Source organism: Trichothermofontia sp., assembly GCF_053493415.1.
This window is the reverse complement of sequence record NZ_JBRCAD010000105.1, coordinates 1-15,831: the sequence shown is the minus strand read 5'-3', so window position 1 is coordinate 15,831 and position 15,831 is coordinate 1. Positions and strand designations below refer to the sequence as shown.

Below are 15,831 nucleotides of genomic sequence, written 5' to 3'. Positions count from 1 at the left end.
CCTCATTCCAGTTGATCATACCCATCTTGGGTACAGGAGTAGACAGAGGGGGGCGACCCTTGTGTGACGGGTAGGGAAATCCGTATCTGCATCGCCGCTATATCCTCCCTCTGCCCTAGGGGACAGCGCCGCGATCGTTCGCTATAAGGTAAAACAGGGTAGCGTGTCTTCCCGATGGCACCCTAATGGTTTTGTCGTTAGGGAGGGGGCATCGGCGATGGGCATCGAAGCAACCACTCAGCCAGTTATAGCGAACCAAGCAGGACCCATGACAACGATTCTGGAACAGGGCAATATTTCGATCCACACCGAGAATATTTTCCCGATTATTAAAAAGTGGCTCTACTCCGACCACGAGATCTTTCTGCGGGAATTAATCTCCAATGCGGTGGATGCCATCCAAAAATTGCGTATGGTCACCCGTGCGGGCGAATATTCCGGGGCACTGGGTGATCCCCAAATTGAGATTGCGATCGATAAGGATAAGCAGACCCTCTCCGTCACCGATAACGGGATTGGGATGACCGCCGATGAGGTGAAGGAGTATATCAACCAGGTCGCCTTCTCCAGTGCGGAAAAGTTTGTCCAGAAGTATGCTGCTACCACGGGGGGAGAGCAGATCATTGGCCACTTTGGGCTGGGGTTCTACTCCTCGTTTATGGTGGCCAAGCGGGTAGAGATTGATACTTTGTCCTATCAAGCGGGGGCGTCCGCAGTCCACTGGAGTTGTGATGGCACAACGGAATTCCAATTGACCAACAGCGATCGCACCCAGCGGGGGACAACCGTAACGCTGACGCTGCAAGATGAGGAATTGGAATATTTGGAGTCGGGTCGGATTCGCCAGTTGGTGAAAAACTACTGTGACTTTATGCCGGTGCCGATCAAACTGGATGGTGAACAAATCAACCGCCAAAAGGCTCCGTGGAAAGAAGCGCCCAGCAGCCTCACCAAGGAAGATTACCTCGAATTCTACCGTTATCTGTATCCCTTCCAGGAGGAACCGCTCCTCTGGGTGCATTTGAATACGGACTATCCCTATGCCATCAATGGGATTCTGTATTTCCCGAAGTTAAGGCCGGATATTGATGTCACCAAGGGCCAGATTAAACTCTTCTGCAACCAGGTCTTTGTTAGTGACAATTGTGAAGAAATTATCCCCAAGTTTCTCCTGCCGTTGCGGGGGGTGATCGACAGTCCGGATATTCCCCTGAATGTATCGCGCAGCTTCCTGCAACACGATCGCACGGTGCGCAAGATTGCGGACTATATTGCCAAGAAGATTGCCGATCGCCTCAAGGAACTCTACCGCGACGATCGGGCGGAATACATTCGCTGCTGGCAGGACTTGGGCACCTTTGTCAAATTCGGCTCCCTCAACGATGACAAGTTCAAGAAGCAGGTTGAGGATATTTTGATCTACCGCACGACGGCGGATCTCAGTCAGGGAACGGCGACTAATCCCGCGATCGAGGTGCAGTCCGAGGCGGGTGATGTATGGGAAACGGCCACGCCTGCGGCTACCGCCAGTGACGGACCGTTTTATACCACGCTGAAGGAGTATTTAGAGCGGAATAAGGAACGCCACAAAAATCGGGTGTTCTACTGCACCGATGCCGCTACCCAAGCCACCTATGTGGATTTGCATAAAAATCAAGGATTGGAAGTCCTTTATATGGACTCCTTTATTGATACCCACTTCGTTGGGTTCCTGGAGCGGGAGTATGCCGATGTCAAGTTCTCGCGGGTAGATTCCGATCTGGACGATACCCTAATCGATCAGGATAAGGCTAATGAAATTGTTGATCCTACTACGAACAAGACCCGTAGTGAACTGATCAAGGAACTGTTTGAGAAGGCCATCGGTAAGCCCAAGGTCAACATTCGCACGGAAGCCCTCAAGGCTGAGCAAGCTGAAACGTCACCTCCCGCAATGGTCCTGTTGCCGGAAGTGCTGCGCCGCCTGCGGGAAATGAATGCCCTGATGATGCAGCAACAGATGGAGTTCCCCGATGAACACATCCTGCTGGTGAACACGGCCCATCCTCTGATTCAAAACCTAACCCGCCTGAGCCAGGGGGGCATTATCCAGGAGGGGGGACAAGCCTCTCCCTCAGCCGAGCTGGCCAATCTGATTTGTCAGCATGTGTATGACTTGGCGTTGATGTCCCAGAAGGCGTTTGATGCGGATGCGATGAAGGCCTTTGTGGAGCGATCGAACCGGGTCCTCACCCATCTGACGGAGCAAGCCACAAAGTAGGGGTTAGTGTTCAGCGAACAGGCGTCTGGAGGCCGCCTCTATTATCTGGAGCAGGCGAGACGCCTACCCCACGGCCCTATCGGCGATCGCTGTGGGTTGGGGAACTGGGGAGCAGGTCCCCGCTGCTGGATGGTTGGCGAGTACAGCAGACAGACGGCTTCGTAACGTTGGTAGTAACGACTAAAGTCGTTGTTACCAACGTTAGTTGCACGATCGGCGGGAAATGCCATTAAAAGCAGAATTGCGCCAACTAGTTGGGTAGCAGGTGTAACTGCGGCTGTTGTCATAGGGATAGGGGGCTGGGCTGAGCCTTCCCCCAATGGTCCGGGGGCGGTATCCGTCCCAATCGCGATAGGGATAGTCACGGTAGCCGTCACGGGTAATAATTCGGGTGCGATCGCCGCTCTGTCTGCCCTGATTGATAATGATGGTCTCGGCGGTGGGGGCTACAATGATGGTCTCGGCGCGATCGCGATAGTAGCCCTGCCCGTGGGAGGGGTAGATCACAGTGCGTCCATAGGGTTCATAGGCAGATTGCCGTATCCACGGACGGGAATAGGGAGTCCCTGCTTGCAAATACACCCCTTGACGTGGCGCATTCAACTGTACATAGATCCCTGGTTGGCCGGCGAAGGCCGCTTCCGACCCCAAGGATACCAGGGTAGCGGCAACGGCAAGGGGGATTCCCCAGAGCGTTTTCATGGTGACGGACTCCTAATCGTTGATGTGAGGGGGGTAAGGCCGGTAGATCCCTGGCGATCGGGCGACTGGTCGATTGGGTTGGCCAGTTCAGTTCAACGCGGTTCGCTGTCGTTTGAGAGTCAGAGCCGCATGGGATAACTGCAACGCTAGCGATCACTCGCTATTACTATTAATTAAGATCTAGACGTTTAGGGTAAGAGGGAAGTTCCCGACTAGGAGATATCCCAAATTTGACCTGTCAGGTTCATGGCCCGCAACCCCTAACTCGCGTCTCCCACGGGGAGCGGGGGAGTTATCTTGAAGTTCCTCTCCCAAAGGGCGAGGGTAGTAAAACTGGGATGCACCCGCGAGATCAGCGTCTATCGCCCGTTGGGCGTGAGATTTTAGGGTGAGGGTAATGCAAGGGGGATGCGCCCGATCGCAACTTGCCATCACCCTCGCACAAGCTGGACCTCTGGTTGATAGAGACCCGACAGCATTGCCGCCGGGGGTTTGGGATGGGGCCAAGCAAAGGCATGGCGAAAGGCCGCTTCCTGGCAAGCTTGTAGTTGACGAAAGTCAATAATATTATGGGTCAGCAGATTTTCATATTCAAAGGGGAGGCGCACATTATGCAACCCCGCATTATCGGTACAAATGGCAATGTCTACCCCCGCGTCAAAACACCGATCGAAGACGATCTTAAGTTGTTGAATATCATCCAGGGTATTGGTTTTGAAATAAGTCGTTGGGCACACCTCTAGGCATTGGCCCCGTGCCGCTAATTTGGGTAGTAACTCCGGATAGTGTAGGGGAATTTGAATGCCATGACCAATGCGCATGAGGTACGGCAATAACTCCGGATAGCAACCAGCGGGGGTCTCATACAAATGGCCTGTGGTTTTTAAGCCTAGCCGCTGGGCATAGGCATAGAGGTCCCGAAATTCGTCTAACCGTTCAGCATAGTGGGCATCCCCCCCCGCCACATCGATCGCGCAGACATATTCTGGCATTTGCGCGGCTAGTTCGACGATCGCCCGGTTAACGGTGTAGGGCAAGCGTGAGTGCATTGCCAGGATTTGGCTCGTTACCACGGGGTATTCCCCCAACTGACTGGCCTGCGCCACGGTTTGGACGATCGCGGCCATGTGATCGATCCGTTCCGTTGGGGACAGATCATCGGGCGTGCGCAGATAGGGCGTATAGCGAATTTCCAAATAGGCTAAGTTCTCAAATACATAGGCCCCCCGGATCAAGCGATAGAGGAAATAGGGAAGGGTTTCCTGGGTTTGCACACTTTCCACCAGGGTATGCAATTCCAAATACTCATCCAGGGTATTGCGGGGCCGCGTATAAAAGTCCTCAAAGGGGGAATAGTCCGGAAAGCGCTCAGCTAAGTCAGGGCTATGCCGCTGGAAATAGCGCCAGAGGATACGGGGGACTACGGAGCCACCCAAATGCCGATGGAGTTCTGCGTATAGGGCCACGGGTTTTCCTAAAAGCAGTGAAAGTAAAAAATCTTAACATTACATCTTCTTCCCAGTGTACCTCTAATCTTCAGGCGGCAACCCGCTGGGCTGAAACAACGGGCACGGGTGGCCAGAGGCAGCGGCCTACGGCGTGGGCGATCGGGGCTAGGCTCTGGGCCAGATCCACCATTGTGTCGAGGGCAAGGGCCTGACGGGCATCGGAAACCGATTGTTCGGGCTGGGGATGGCACTCGATGATTAACCCATCCGCGCCTGCCGCGATCGCCGCCCGTGCCAGATCCGGCACCAACTCCCGTTTGCCCGCCGCATGGCTGGGATCGACGATGATGGGCAAGTGGGTCAGTTGTTTGAGGGCGACCACGGCCCCCAGATCCAGCACATTGCGGGTGTAGGCGTCGAAGCTGCGAATCCCCCGTTCACACAGCACTACTTGGGGATTGCCGTGGCTGAGGATATATTCCGCTGCCATCAAAAACTCTTCGATTGTGGCCGACAACCCCCGTTTGAGCAAAATGGGTACGGGTGCTTGTCCCACTGCCTTGAGCAGGTCAAAATTTTGCATATTACGACTGCCAATTTGCAGCATATCAACCTGGGGAGCCAGACGTTCAATTTGGCTGATGGCCATCACTTCGGTGACGACGGGTAGGGCATACTGCTGCCGCACGGTGGCTAAAATGTCTAACCCCGCTTCTCCTAACCCTTGGAAGGCATAGGGTGAGGACCGGGGTTTGAACACGCCCCCCCGCAGGGCCGCGATCGGGGTGCCCTGGAAGGTTGCGGCAATTTCGGTCATTTGCGCCAGGTTTTCCACCGTGCAGGGACCGCCAATCAGGGCGATCGGGCGATCGCCGATGCTTAAATGGGGGCCAAGGGGAACGATCGTGCGGTGATCGGGATGGGATTTAGTAGCTAGCGTGGCCGCGTGCATGGAGGCTCCTTATATAAGCTATGAACGTAGAACGGGTAATGATTCGGGATAGCCCCAGGGGATGGGGCCAAGCGATCGCTCAAAAAAAGCCCGGAGTGCTTAAGAGCCGGGCTACCCAAGACAAAACTGCCAGGCTACCCAGCGTGATCGCGGTACCAAAACGCTAAGCTAAACAATCGCGATAGACAGGGGCAACCGGCCATAGGATATGCAACTCAGATGCAACTCAGAAAGATAAACGCTGGACAACGGGCATTTGGGATGGTCCTAAATATGCAAAAACCGCAGTCCCAAGGGCTGCGGTTCACGAAGGTTGGTCAGCAAAAAAGTTGCTCACTCCCGGTGAACCGCCTTGCTAAACCAAAAATAAAATCGTTGCTGGGCTGTGATCATCATGGTTTTGATGGACAGTGGTTTGATCAAGAAAGATTACTTAAGCAGACTGAGGCAAACCGATCGTGCGTATCCTGGTAACAGGGTTGGGCTTGGCGCTCAGGTGCCATCCAAACGCTAACAAAGGTCATCCTAACTGTCAAGCAAGGCAAGTTCGCCAATTGCCGCTATCCGGTTGGGCTAAACACGTTGAGTTTTCCGATGAATGCTTACCTGAATACGCTTCAAGGCTTTGGGGTGGGTCTGGGGACACTGATCTTGGGGGCGGCCCCGGTGTTGGCCCAGATGCCCACGGGGCCTGATTTGTTGCAGCAGATTCAGCACTGTGTGCGCACAAGTGGGGAAAATTCAGCGTCCCTGAGTCTGGCGCAACGGCAACTGGCGGCGATGCAGTGTACGTTCACGACGATCGCGATCGCCCCCGATGGCAGTATTTATGCCAATGTGGACGATCGTCTGACGGCTTTGGTGCAAACCCTGGGCCTGCGCCTACCTAACCCCTCTGGGACTGGTACAGCGCGGGTGCCTTTGCAAACGCTAACGGAAAGCCGGGTGTTGACCTTACCGGTGCAGGTGGGGGGGACTGTGCAGGAATTTTTGTTGGATACGGGGGCCTCGGCCTCGATCCTGAGTCGTCCGATCCTCGATCGCACCCAGCGGGCGGGGGTAGATTTGTCCGATCGCCTATTTAGTTATCTGGTGGTGGGTGAAAGTTGCCAGGGCCTAGGGGCCAGTTTGCATACCCTGCCACCGCTGCAAGTGGGACAGGCCCAAGTCGCTGATTTGTTGGGGATGGGGTTTCCCCCGGCTTCTATGCCGAAGCAGTTAGCGGGGGTATTGGGGCTGGATTTCCTCAGTCGCTTTGACCTAATCCTTGATCCCCAAGCCTTGACCTTGGAACTGCGTTCGCGCAGCGTCCCCAGGCGGGCATCGCCCAGCGTTGCGGCAACCTTACCGGGAGAGGCGGCCAACAATTTCCCCGTCCGGCGGCGATCGGCCCTAGCGACAACCGCGATTCCCCTCCAGGGTAAGATGGGCATCATGACTGCCGAGGTGCGGATCAATGGTCAAGGCCCCTTCACGTTTGCCCTTGATACCGGTGCGGGTTGGGTCGTGGTGTCCCCCCAACTGGCGCAAGCGCTGAACCTGGGGGCTAATGCCCAGCCCATTGAAGTGTTGGGCTTTTGTGGTACGGCCCCAGCCCAATGGGTTGTCCTCGATCGCGTCAGTATCCAGAACCATACGGTTCCCCGGTTGGATACCGTTATTCTGACCGACAGTCGCCCCCTGGAACTGCTGGGCGTTGACGGTGTGATTGGTCAAAATTTTCTTAACCAGTTTCGGCAACATTGGCGCTTTGACGATCGCACGCCCCTGGGTTTTCCGGCTACCGGTAGCTTGGAACTCATGCCCCTGTCAATAAATACACCCTGATGGGATTGCCCTGATCTGATCCGGTTTTACTCAAGCCTGTTGGCACACCTGGGGTGGCAGCAATAACTCCCGCCGCCACAACTCGGCCCGACACACAGCCACGCAATAACGACCCACGAGGTTTCGCTGTTCTGCGGTGGGCAGTCGCCCTTCGACATCGTATCGAGCAATCACACTCGCCACTTCCCAGGCATCCTGGCTGGGGACTTCCGCTTGTATCAGCCGTTCCCAGTAGTGATATTTGCAGGTTAACTTGGTCCTTTGGTGATCGGACAGGTCTTGCTCTAACAGTTTCAGAATCCGGCGACGTAGTCCCTTGGCATGGGCGATCGCCATTGGTGTGCTAGTGCGGGTAACCGACATAGTAGCAGTGCTCCTCAGATGCAATTCAGATGCAATCAAACAGTACGACCCATAGTTGTATTATTGACGACTTGAGTTCCTGGGGCAGCAAGCTTAGCACTAACTTCACGTGCGCTTTTCCCAGTTTGTGGGTGATGCCAGCCGCTACCGCTAGGTGTGCTCTGCCCCTGGAGAGGGTGATCCGCATCACGCCTGAGGGTTAGGGGGCGATCGCAGGCGTTAGGATAAAGCTAGAGAGAGAGTTGGCGCAGGCAGTTGCGGGTTAGGCCAGTCGGAAAATGGCGTGGTTAACCTGAGGAAAGTCCGGACTCCCAAAAGACCAAACCTGCTGGGTAACGCCCAGTGCGGGTGACCGTGAGGAGAGTGCCACAGAAAGATACCGCCAATGGATTTTAGATTTTGGATTTTAGATTTTGGATTTTGTTCAGGATCGGAAGTCGAAGATCGACAATTCGGTTGGTAAGGGTGCAAAGGTGCGGTAAGAGCGCACCAGCAGTATCGAGAGGTACTGGCTCGGTAAACCCCGGTTGGGAGCAAGGTTGAGGAACAAGGGTTGGTCTTTTTCCTGTTCCGTTGAGGGCGATGGCCCTCCAGCGCCGCCAGAGGTGTTTGGTAACAAACATCCCAGATAGATAACTGCCCTGGTGATGGGAAACCGTTCGCCAGAACAGAATCCGGCTTATGTCCAACTCTTTCTCTTTTGCGCGTGTTGAGCCTGGGAACGTGTTTAGATTTTGTTAGTGTCTGTTCATCCCTATGACTGTTCCGGAGCTAGTACCTGACCCACGCCGCCAAAAGGAACTGCAATTGGTGGTCAAAAAGTTTGGTTTATCCCTTACGCAACCGATCCGGTGGCCGTTGCTCGATCGGGCTTTGACCCATGTCTCGGTTTCCAGTACCTATAACTATGAGCAGTTGGAGTTTATTGGCGATGCGGTGGTGCGGTTGGCGGCGACGGAATTTCTGGTGCAAGCCTATCCCCATTTAAGTGAGGGGGAACTGTCGGCGGTGCGGGCGATCCTGGTGAGCGATCGCATCCTGGCCCAATTGGCGGATCAATATGGGTTGGGGCGATCACTGCGGGTGGCGGCGAGTGCTGCTGGGGATCAGGCGGGGCGGGAGTCGCGTCTGGCCGATGCGTTTGAGGCGGTGTTGGCGGCGTTGTATTTGAGTACCCATACCCTGGCCTTAATTCGTCCCTGGTTAGATTTGGCCTTGACGCCGTTGGCGATCGCGATTCTCGATGATCCGGCCCGCCAGAACTATAAGGCGGCGTTGCAGGAGTGGACCCAGGGCAAGCTGAAGCAATTACCGGAATATCGGGTTTTGGAAATTAGCGACCTACATGGTGACCAGGAACGTTTCCAGGCGGAGGTCTGGTTGCAGGGGGAATGTCTGGGCATGGGCAAGGGGCGATCGATCAAGCAGGCGGAACAGGCTGCCGCTAAGGTCGCATGGCAACGCTATCAAACATCGGAAACTGCCGATGTCCAAGCCTGATCCACCCCTCGCGGTCTGGCTGGCGACCTGGCTGGCGGGGGCAGAACCGACGCCGATCGCGTGGGCTACGGTGCTGCGTCAGGAGCTAGCGGATGCCCGCCGCGCAAGGGCATTCAACCTAACGTCGGCAACGGTGGGAACTCAGTTGGCGGAGCGTCTGGCCCTACTGCGATCGCTTTGGCCTCGCCTCAGGGCTGATCCCCAGCTTCTCCCGGCAACGCTCTCTGATGGCGATCTTCTGGTCACCCTCTGGCAGGTATGGCTCCCGCTGGCTCAGCAGATTGCCGCTGGCTGCGCCAAGGGCGATCGCCCCTTCATTCAAGGTGTTTTGGGGGTCCAGGGGACGGGGAAAACGACTTTGGTGCGGATCTTGCAATCTATTTTGACCCACCTCGGTTATCCCACCCTGAACCTGTCGATCGATGACCTCTATAAAACCTATGCCGAGCGGCAATGGCTGCAACGTCAAGATCCGCGTTTGGTTTGGCGGGGTCCTCCTGGTACCCATGATGTTGAGTTGGGTTTGCAGGTGCTGCACCAATTACGGCAGGGGACAATGGCACCGGTTGCGATTCCTCGGTTTGATAAATCGATGTGGGGGGGGGCGGGCGATCGCACGGCCCCAGAGTGGGTGACTGGAATTGCGATCGTTCTATTTGAAGGGTGGTTGGTGGGGCTGCGACCGATCGCCCCGGCTGTGTTTGAACATGCCCCGCCCCCGATTGTCACGGCTGCCGATCGCGCTTTTGCCCGTGATATGAATCAGGCGCTCAATGCTTACCTGCCCCTCTGGGGGTATCTCGATCGCCTCATGGTGTTGTATCCGAGTGACTACCGCTTCAGCCAATGCTGGCGGCAGCAGGCGGAGCAACAAATGCGGGCGACGGGGAAGTCTGGGATGAGTGAGGCCGCGATCGGGCAATTTGTCGAATACTTTTGGAAAGCCTTGCATCCTGCCTTGTTTATCCCACCCTTGCTTCAGCCACCGGATGGGGCTGATCTGGTCCTGGAACTGGATGCAACCCATCAAGTGACGGCTATCTATGGCTGTCGTGACTCGGTTTAAGCTGCCCTTGGCACTTATTGGCGCGATCGGGTCGGGTGAGCGACTACAGTTGTTACTGCAAACGAATAGTCTGTCAGGCGTAAACGGCTGGGTTGTAGGTTGGCGTCGAGCCTGCGAGGCCCAACACGAGCACTAACTCGGTTGGGTCGCACGGCATTTGACCCAACCTACCCAATTAACCTTAACGGGTTACCCCAAATGCCCCCCGATCGCCGGTTGAGATGACCGAGTGCGGCCTGCCTAGCTGCTCAACAAGGTTGTCGCTCGCTGCACCAATGCCTCCGGTGTAATGCCATTAAAGGCCATGAGTTGATCTGCCGATGCTGTGGTTTCGCCGCGCCGCCAAGCAAAGATATCTCGCGTGACGCGACTGCGCAACATCAGGGGTTCCAACATCGCACTGGTGCCGCCGGTGATCCCTAACAGAACATCGCCGCTAAAGAGGCGATCGAAGCCCGCATCATCTAAAAATTCACCGTCGGGAAAGGAACAGGTTTCCCAACCCGTATCGTGGGGCCGATAGAGTCGTCGGGGGTTAATGACTGCAACAATGCGGGAGCCAATGCCTTGGGCTTGGAGCTGTTCGGCAGCGGCGTAGACGGGAATCAGGGGCATATCCCCAATCACAGCAAAGACCACGGTTCCTTGACCCGATAGTTCCTGGAGGGTAACGCCGCCGTGGCGCAGGGCCTCGCGGGTTTGTTCAAAGGTGGTGCGGATGGGCAGGGGGGACTTGCTGGCGGTGATGGTAATCCCCTTGTTGCAGGTGGTCAGTGCCCATTCGTAGCACACCTGAATGCTGTTGGCATCGGGGGGGAACAGGGGGAAGACGTTGCCATTGCGCATCATCGCGGCAAAGTAGTTTTCGATCTCCGGTCGCTGGTGTGTCCAGCCGTTCCGCCCTTGTTCCAGGGCACCAGCGGTAAATAGGGCGATCGTCGAGGGGGTCGCCCGCCGCAGTTCGGCCATTGCCTGGGTGACGGTTTGCCAAATGGGCAGGCCGTTGATGGCGAAGGATTCGTAGGAACACCAGAGGGTCCGGGCACCCATCAGGGCCAAACCGGCGGCTAAACCGGCACAGGCATCTTCACTCAGGGGTTCGTACACTTGGCCGCTGGGTCCCTGGTTGTAGAGTTCGTCCGGGGTGGGGTGGATGATCTTGAGGGCCTGGTTGATGTTGGCGATCCCGGAGGCTTCGTTACCGTCGGCGTTGGTGACGAGGAAGTTGGGATCTTCTTGACCGACGTGGGCGACGAGTTGGCCCATTGCGGTGGTGGCGACCTGTTTGGCCCCGATCGCGTACTCGGTGAGGGGCAAGCTGGAAATTGGGGGCAGGGGATATTCAAATTCCGTGACCACTGTTTGGGCAGCGGGACCGCCGTGGGCGCGTTCGCAGTTGGTGCGCACCAGTTGCCAGGCGTCGGGGTGGAGTGCCCGTGCTTGCAGGGCGTTGATGATATCGGGGTTCTCTAAAGTGTGGTGGGCGTAGAGGTTATGGGACTTGGAGCCGTAGGCATGGACGCCCGCCCCCTTGAGTTGTTTGATAATCAGGACGGTGAGGGTCCCACTCAGGGCCGATCGGATTGCTTCATCGGTGGCGACGAGGGCCGCTTGGGTGAAGGCAAGGCGTTGTTCAAAGGAGAACCGGGTGCTATCGACAAAGGGTCCCGGCTGATTCTGGTCGTCAAAGTCCTTGGCATCCACGAGGACCACTTCCTCAAAGCCATTACCAGTCCAGTAGGCCATCATCTCGTCGTCGGATTTGGTGGAGAGCATGCTGTGGTGTTCCTGGGAGTAGCCGTTCCACACCAGGATGGGCAGGAAGTTGGTAACCCCAGGAAAGGCTGTGTGAAAGTGGGCCATGCTGCTCATGACGTAGGGTTCGCCAATGCCGCCATCGCCGATCGTGACGGGGAAGAGAATATCCCGGTGGAGCAGTGCCGCCGCCATTGCGAAGTGCTGTCCTTGACCCAGGGGACCCGCCGGGTTGAGCAAGCCCGGAATGCAGCCCGACAGGTGACCCAGGAGGCCGTGCATTTCCCGGAAGCGATCGCGCAATTGCTGGACGGTGTAGATGCCCATTGCCTCCAGGGAGCGATCGAGGAACATGGCGGCGTAGAAGCCGGGGGCGTGGTGGCCGACTTCGGTGATGATATTTTTGTGGCCCAGGAGGGTGAGGGCGGCATAGATTTCGGCCTGACTGGCAAAACCCCCGGGGTGACCAGAGGCTTTACTGGCGGTCATTTGCAAAATCAGATAACGCAGGGCATCGGCGGTGAGTAGGGTTTGGAAGGCTGCCGCGCGATCGGTGACATCGGCGATCGCGGTATGACCGCTGGCGATAACGGGGGTTTGGCCATACTGGTCAAAATGGGGCGGGCGATCGCCGAAGTATTGAATACCTTCACAAAAGGCGGGCAGGGTGGAAGTGGACGGGGTAGCTGTCATGGTTGAGATACCTGCGTTAAGCGGCTGCGTTGGTTAAAAATCACGTTAATCAGAAATTTTACAACCTACTGTCGCTGGCTTGAATGGGGGGCTGGTCGAGATTTGGGGTTAGTATTTTCTCTATTGATAGGGTTGATGATTGTCTGGTGCTTTGGGCTGGGAATCTAGCTATCAAAGCGATTAAGGCGATGATAAAGTTTAGAACTTGTTGTTACAAGTTATCGGGAAATGGATTCATTTCGTTAATGATTTAGGCCATGATTGGGCTGTTTATGGGTCATGTCCCTGGCCAAAAGGATCGTAAAATAAGAGTTACATAAGTGAGGACAATCCACTTGTGTTCAATGGTGTTGGGGAGAAAACCAACGGGATCAAAGCAATTTTTCATGCGTTCGGAGAGTTGTTCGTCGATCGTTTCATTCATCGTATCCTGATAGGATCGCTCTGAGGTAGGCATCGCGCTGGGCCTGGATTGTTCGTCGATCGTTTCATTCATCGTATCCTGATAGACCAGGTTGAGCATATCGACGATCGGGCGAGTTTGGTCAAAGTGTTTAATGCGTCCAATGCGCTGTTCTAGTCGCGTTGGGTTCCAAGGGAGATCAACGTTGATGAGGGTGCCTAGTCGTTGAAGGTTTAAGCCTGCGCAGGAGTCATTATTGCCTAGATATTTCTGGCACGATCGACGGTCTGGCTGATTAATCTCTGTAGATATCGGCTACTAGAACCAGACAAATTGGGATAGTCGCCTTATACTTGAGAGCACTGTGAGCCAAGGCGAGCGGTGTGAGAAGAGTGTGTGGATAGACGGTATGGATTGGCAGAAAATTCTCAGACTTGCCAAGCAGGGGCATCCCTTGGCCATTTCGATGCTGGTCAACGCAGCCTTGCCTTTCTCAGATACGGAAAGTAGAGCGGTTTGGCGCGGCGGCCAGCTTGAACTGTGGCTAGAAGCGCAGCACTCGCCTCCCCCGCAAGGTTCCTGTGTTGCCTATCTCCAAGCCGGTTTCCAAAAGCTTGCGGCCCCTGCCATTGAGCAGGTACAGGTGCTTTGCTACGTTGCCGATCGTTCCGAAATTGCTTGGCGTGAGGTTATTCAACTTAAGATGACCTTAGCGAGTCGCCGATCGCAGCCCCAACAGGTGCGTATTGCCAGTTACCGCCATTCCTCGCGATCGCTTGCTGCCCCCAAGCCCCAAACCTCAAAGCCGGTAGGCACGACACTCGCGTTGGCCTATGAGGCATCCGCTTCAATTGTGAACCCCCCACCCACATCCTTGGTTGCCACTGAGGCTAACAGAAAACTCAATGGCTATGTGTGTTTTATCAAATACTTACTCAATCATCGCTATTTAAAATATATTTTTATTATTATTATCAGTGCTGTTAGTATCGGTATTGTATGGCTAAATCTGCACGAAATTTATCAAGTCAATACCAGTCAAGATTTGGATGATGTCATCATCTCTCCTGAAGCTTCTAACCTATGGTTATCTCCAGTCATGTCCTTGCAGAAGCAAATGGCTGCACCAGAGATACAGGCTTTGCTTGAACAGGAACTTTTGCATATTAGACGGGTAGCAGCTAAGCAGACAAATAATCTCATACCTGAAAGTTTTTCAGGAAAAATTGTTAGTCACATCTCTTTGAATACGCCAAGGAAGGTAATTGCCTTAACCTTTGATGATGGTCCGTGGCCAAACTCAACAACACAAATTCTTCGAATTCTTGAAGAACATCAAATTCAGGGTACCTTTTTCCTGGTGGGGCAAGCTGTTAAAGCATATCCCAATCTTGTCAAAACGATCGCTCAATCGGGTCATGCTATTGGTAATCATTCCTGGAGTCATCCTTACCATGCAATGAATCCAACGATCGCCGCGAGCCAAATCGATCGAACAACACAGATTATTGAGGAGATTATAGGTGAAAAAAGTGTTCTCTTTCGCCCACCGGGCGGTTTTATGAATAATGGTCTGGTTGCCCATGCTCAAAAGAATAATTATGCCGTAGTCATGTGGTCGGCAGACTCTTTAGACTATACTCAACCGTCAGTTTCTAAATTATTAAATAATGTTTTAAGCCAGGTGAGTAATGGGGGGATTGTCCTCATGCATGATGATGGTGGTAATCGAACTCAAACTGTAGCAGCACTGCCATTATTAATTCATGAACTGAAGCAACGTCATTATCAGTTTGTCACTATTCCTGAACTATTTCATTTACACTATCAGGAAAAGATTTTGGGATCTAATGTTTGGCTAGGTATTCGATCACTCGAAGAATTATATGCTTTGCGTCTAGCCATCCAAGATAAGATTCAACATCAAGTTGTCTCAGGTATCACAAGTTTAATATTGGCTCAGCAAAATTCTGATTGTAATCCAATTGAAACCTGCTTACTAGCTTTAGCTACAGTTGAACAAAAGATCTATGCTGAGGAACAGGCTCGATATAGTTGGCATACAGCAGTCAACTATGCAATGGCAGCCGCTCAATTGGCGAATGCGAAGAAACCAACCTTCCGTACTTGGCAAGAATCGGAACAAAATTGGCAGGCTGCGATCGCGCTATTAAAGCAAATTCCGGTTGACTCAATGTGGCGATTACGAGCACAGCAAAAAATTATTGAATATTCTAGAAATCACGCTGTTGCTAAATACAGATTAGAAGCAAGTCAGTCTCAGTTTATCGAAGATATTTTGCAAAATAGAAACCTCTTGTCAAGGACATACCTCAGTATTTGTAATCTTGAAGAGGAGTGTCGGCATCATCATGGCCATTTATCGATTTCAGATCCAGCAAGTCTTATTAAAGTACCGATCGCCCTAGCCCTAGTTCACCAAATTAAGGAAGGAAAATCAAGTTGGGATACATCTATTCAGGTCCAACAGGGAAATTATACTGAGGACTCTGGTGAAATTGTACCAGGCAAGTATTATTCACTTCAGGTACTCATGCAAGAAATGATCAATCATAGTAACAATATTGCAACTAATCAGTTAATTGATCATTTAGGGCGAGAGACAATCAATCAATTTTTACAAGCAAAAGGTTATCGCTATAGTCGCGTTCACTCTAAGTTAATTGGTCAAGTAAGTATTCCCAAAAACCTTGGCAATCAATCCAGAAGTGTTGAATCCAGATATAAAACTTTACACTTGAGGGTGCGAGAGTCATACAAGCGTTTCTGGAAGCAAATCGTAGCTCCAATGGACGAGCGAACAGCGACGGCTGAGTTCTAGTTGCAAATAGCGAAACTTGT

At 53.7% G+C, this 15,831-nt stretch carries 11 protein-coding genes, 1 other RNA gene and 1 pseudogene; 6 read left to right on the top strand and 7 right to left on the bottom strand.

Features of this window, described 5'->3' with window-relative positions; all coding sequences use genetic code 11:
* The first annotated feature begins 268 nt into the window (after positions 1-268).
* The gene (htpG, locus tag ACWIUF_RS08890; RefSeq protein ID WP_448571977.1) at positions 269-2,260 is read left to right on the top strand and encodes a molecular chaperone HtpG; all 1,992 of its coding nucleotides are present in this window, start codon (positions 269-271) and stop codon (positions 2,258-2,260) included.
* A 201-nt stretch (positions 2,261-2,461) separates the two neighbouring features.
* On the opposite strand, the gene ACWIUF_RS08885 is transcribed toward htpG, so the two are convergent.
* From ACWIUF_RS08885 to aroF, 3 genes are all read right to left on the bottom strand, one after another.
* Positions 2,462-2,962, bottom strand: a complete 501-nt coding sequence (locus tag ACWIUF_RS08885) for a hypothetical protein (protein WP_448571976.1) — start codon at positions 2,960-2,962, stop codon at positions 2,462-2,464.
* A 431-nt stretch (positions 2,963-3,393) separates the two neighbouring features.
* Positions 3,394-4,428, bottom strand: a complete 1,035-nt coding sequence (locus tag ACWIUF_RS08880) for an adenosine deaminase (protein WP_448571975.1) — start codon at positions 4,426-4,428, stop codon at positions 3,394-3,396.
* A gap of 70 nt (positions 4,429-4,498) precedes the next feature.
* Complete coding sequence (gene aroF, locus ACWIUF_RS08875; protein WP_448571974.1) at positions 4,499-5,362, bottom strand: 3-deoxy-7-phosphoheptulonate synthase; 864 nt, start codon at positions 5,360-5,362, stop codon at positions 4,499-4,501.
* Positions 5,363-5,956: 594 nt separating this feature from the next.
* Between aroF and ACWIUF_RS08870 the strand changes: the two genes are divergently transcribed.
* Positions 5,957-7,189, top strand: coding sequence for a retroviral-like aspartic protease family protein (locus ACWIUF_RS08870; RefSeq protein ID WP_448571973.1), 1,233 nt, complete (start codon positions 5,957-5,959; stop codon positions 7,187-7,189).
* Positions 7,190-7,219: 30 nt separating this feature from the next.
* Here the strand turns inward: ACWIUF_RS08870 and ACWIUF_RS08865 are convergent, their stop codons facing one another.
* The gene (locus tag ACWIUF_RS08865; protein ID WP_448571971.1) at positions 7,220-7,552 is read right to left on the bottom strand and encodes a hypothetical protein; all 333 of its coding nucleotides are present in this window, start codon (positions 7,550-7,552) and stop codon (positions 7,220-7,222) included.
* Between the two features lie 238 nt (positions 7,553-7,790).
* Here ACWIUF_RS08865 and rnpB point away from each other — a divergent pair.
* The 3 genes from rnpB to ACWIUF_RS08850 all read left to right on the top strand — a co-directional run bounded on the left by rnpB (position 7,791) and on the right by ACWIUF_RS08850 (position 10,118).
* Positions 7,791-8,249, top strand: an RNA gene (rnpB, locus tag ACWIUF_RS08860) — RNase P RNA component class A.
* Positions 8,250-8,308: 59 nt separating this feature from the next.
* On the top strand, positions 8,309-9,052 hold the full coding sequence (rnc, locus tag ACWIUF_RS08855; RefSeq protein ID WP_448571970.1) for a ribonuclease III: 744 nt from the start codon (positions 8,309-8,311) through the stop codon (positions 9,050-9,052).
* A complete protein-coding gene (locus tag ACWIUF_RS08850) occupies positions 9,039-10,118 on the top strand; it encodes a glycerate kinase (protein WP_448571969.1) in 1,080 nt (359 codons plus the stop codon). Before rnc ends, ACWIUF_RS08850 begins: the two co-directional genes overlap by 14 nt.
* A gap of 240 nt (positions 10,119-10,358) precedes the next feature.
* Here ACWIUF_RS08850 and ACWIUF_RS08845 read toward each other — a convergent pair whose 3' ends face one another.
* From ACWIUF_RS08845 to ACWIUF_RS08835, 3 genes and pseudogenes are all read right to left on the bottom strand, one after another.
* Complete coding sequence (locus ACWIUF_RS08845; protein ID WP_448571967.1) at positions 10,359-12,566, bottom strand: phosphoketolase family protein; 2,208 nt, start codon at positions 12,564-12,566, stop codon at positions 10,359-10,361.
* Positions 12,567-12,843: 277 nt separating this feature from the next.
* Positions 12,844-13,089 carry a hypothetical protein gene (locus ACWIUF_RS08840; RefSeq protein ID WP_448571965.1) on the bottom strand — a complete coding sequence of 82 codons (246 nt, stop codon included), beginning with the start codon at positions 13,087-13,089 and terminating at the stop codon, positions 12,844-12,846.
* Between the two features lie 45 nt (positions 13,090-13,134).
* A pseudogene (locus tag ACWIUF_RS08835) lies at positions 13,135-13,269 on the bottom strand (hypothetical protein); the annotation flags it as partial.
* 109 nt (positions 13,270-13,378) lie between these two features.
* Here ACWIUF_RS08835 and ACWIUF_RS08830 point away from each other — a divergent pair.
* Positions 13,379-15,811: a polysaccharide deacetylase family protein gene (locus ACWIUF_RS08830; protein WP_448571964.1), complete on the top strand. Its 2,433-nt coding sequence runs from the start codon at positions 13,379-13,381 to the stop codon at positions 15,809-15,811.
* The last annotated feature ends 20 nt before the right edge of the window (positions 15,812-15,831 follow it).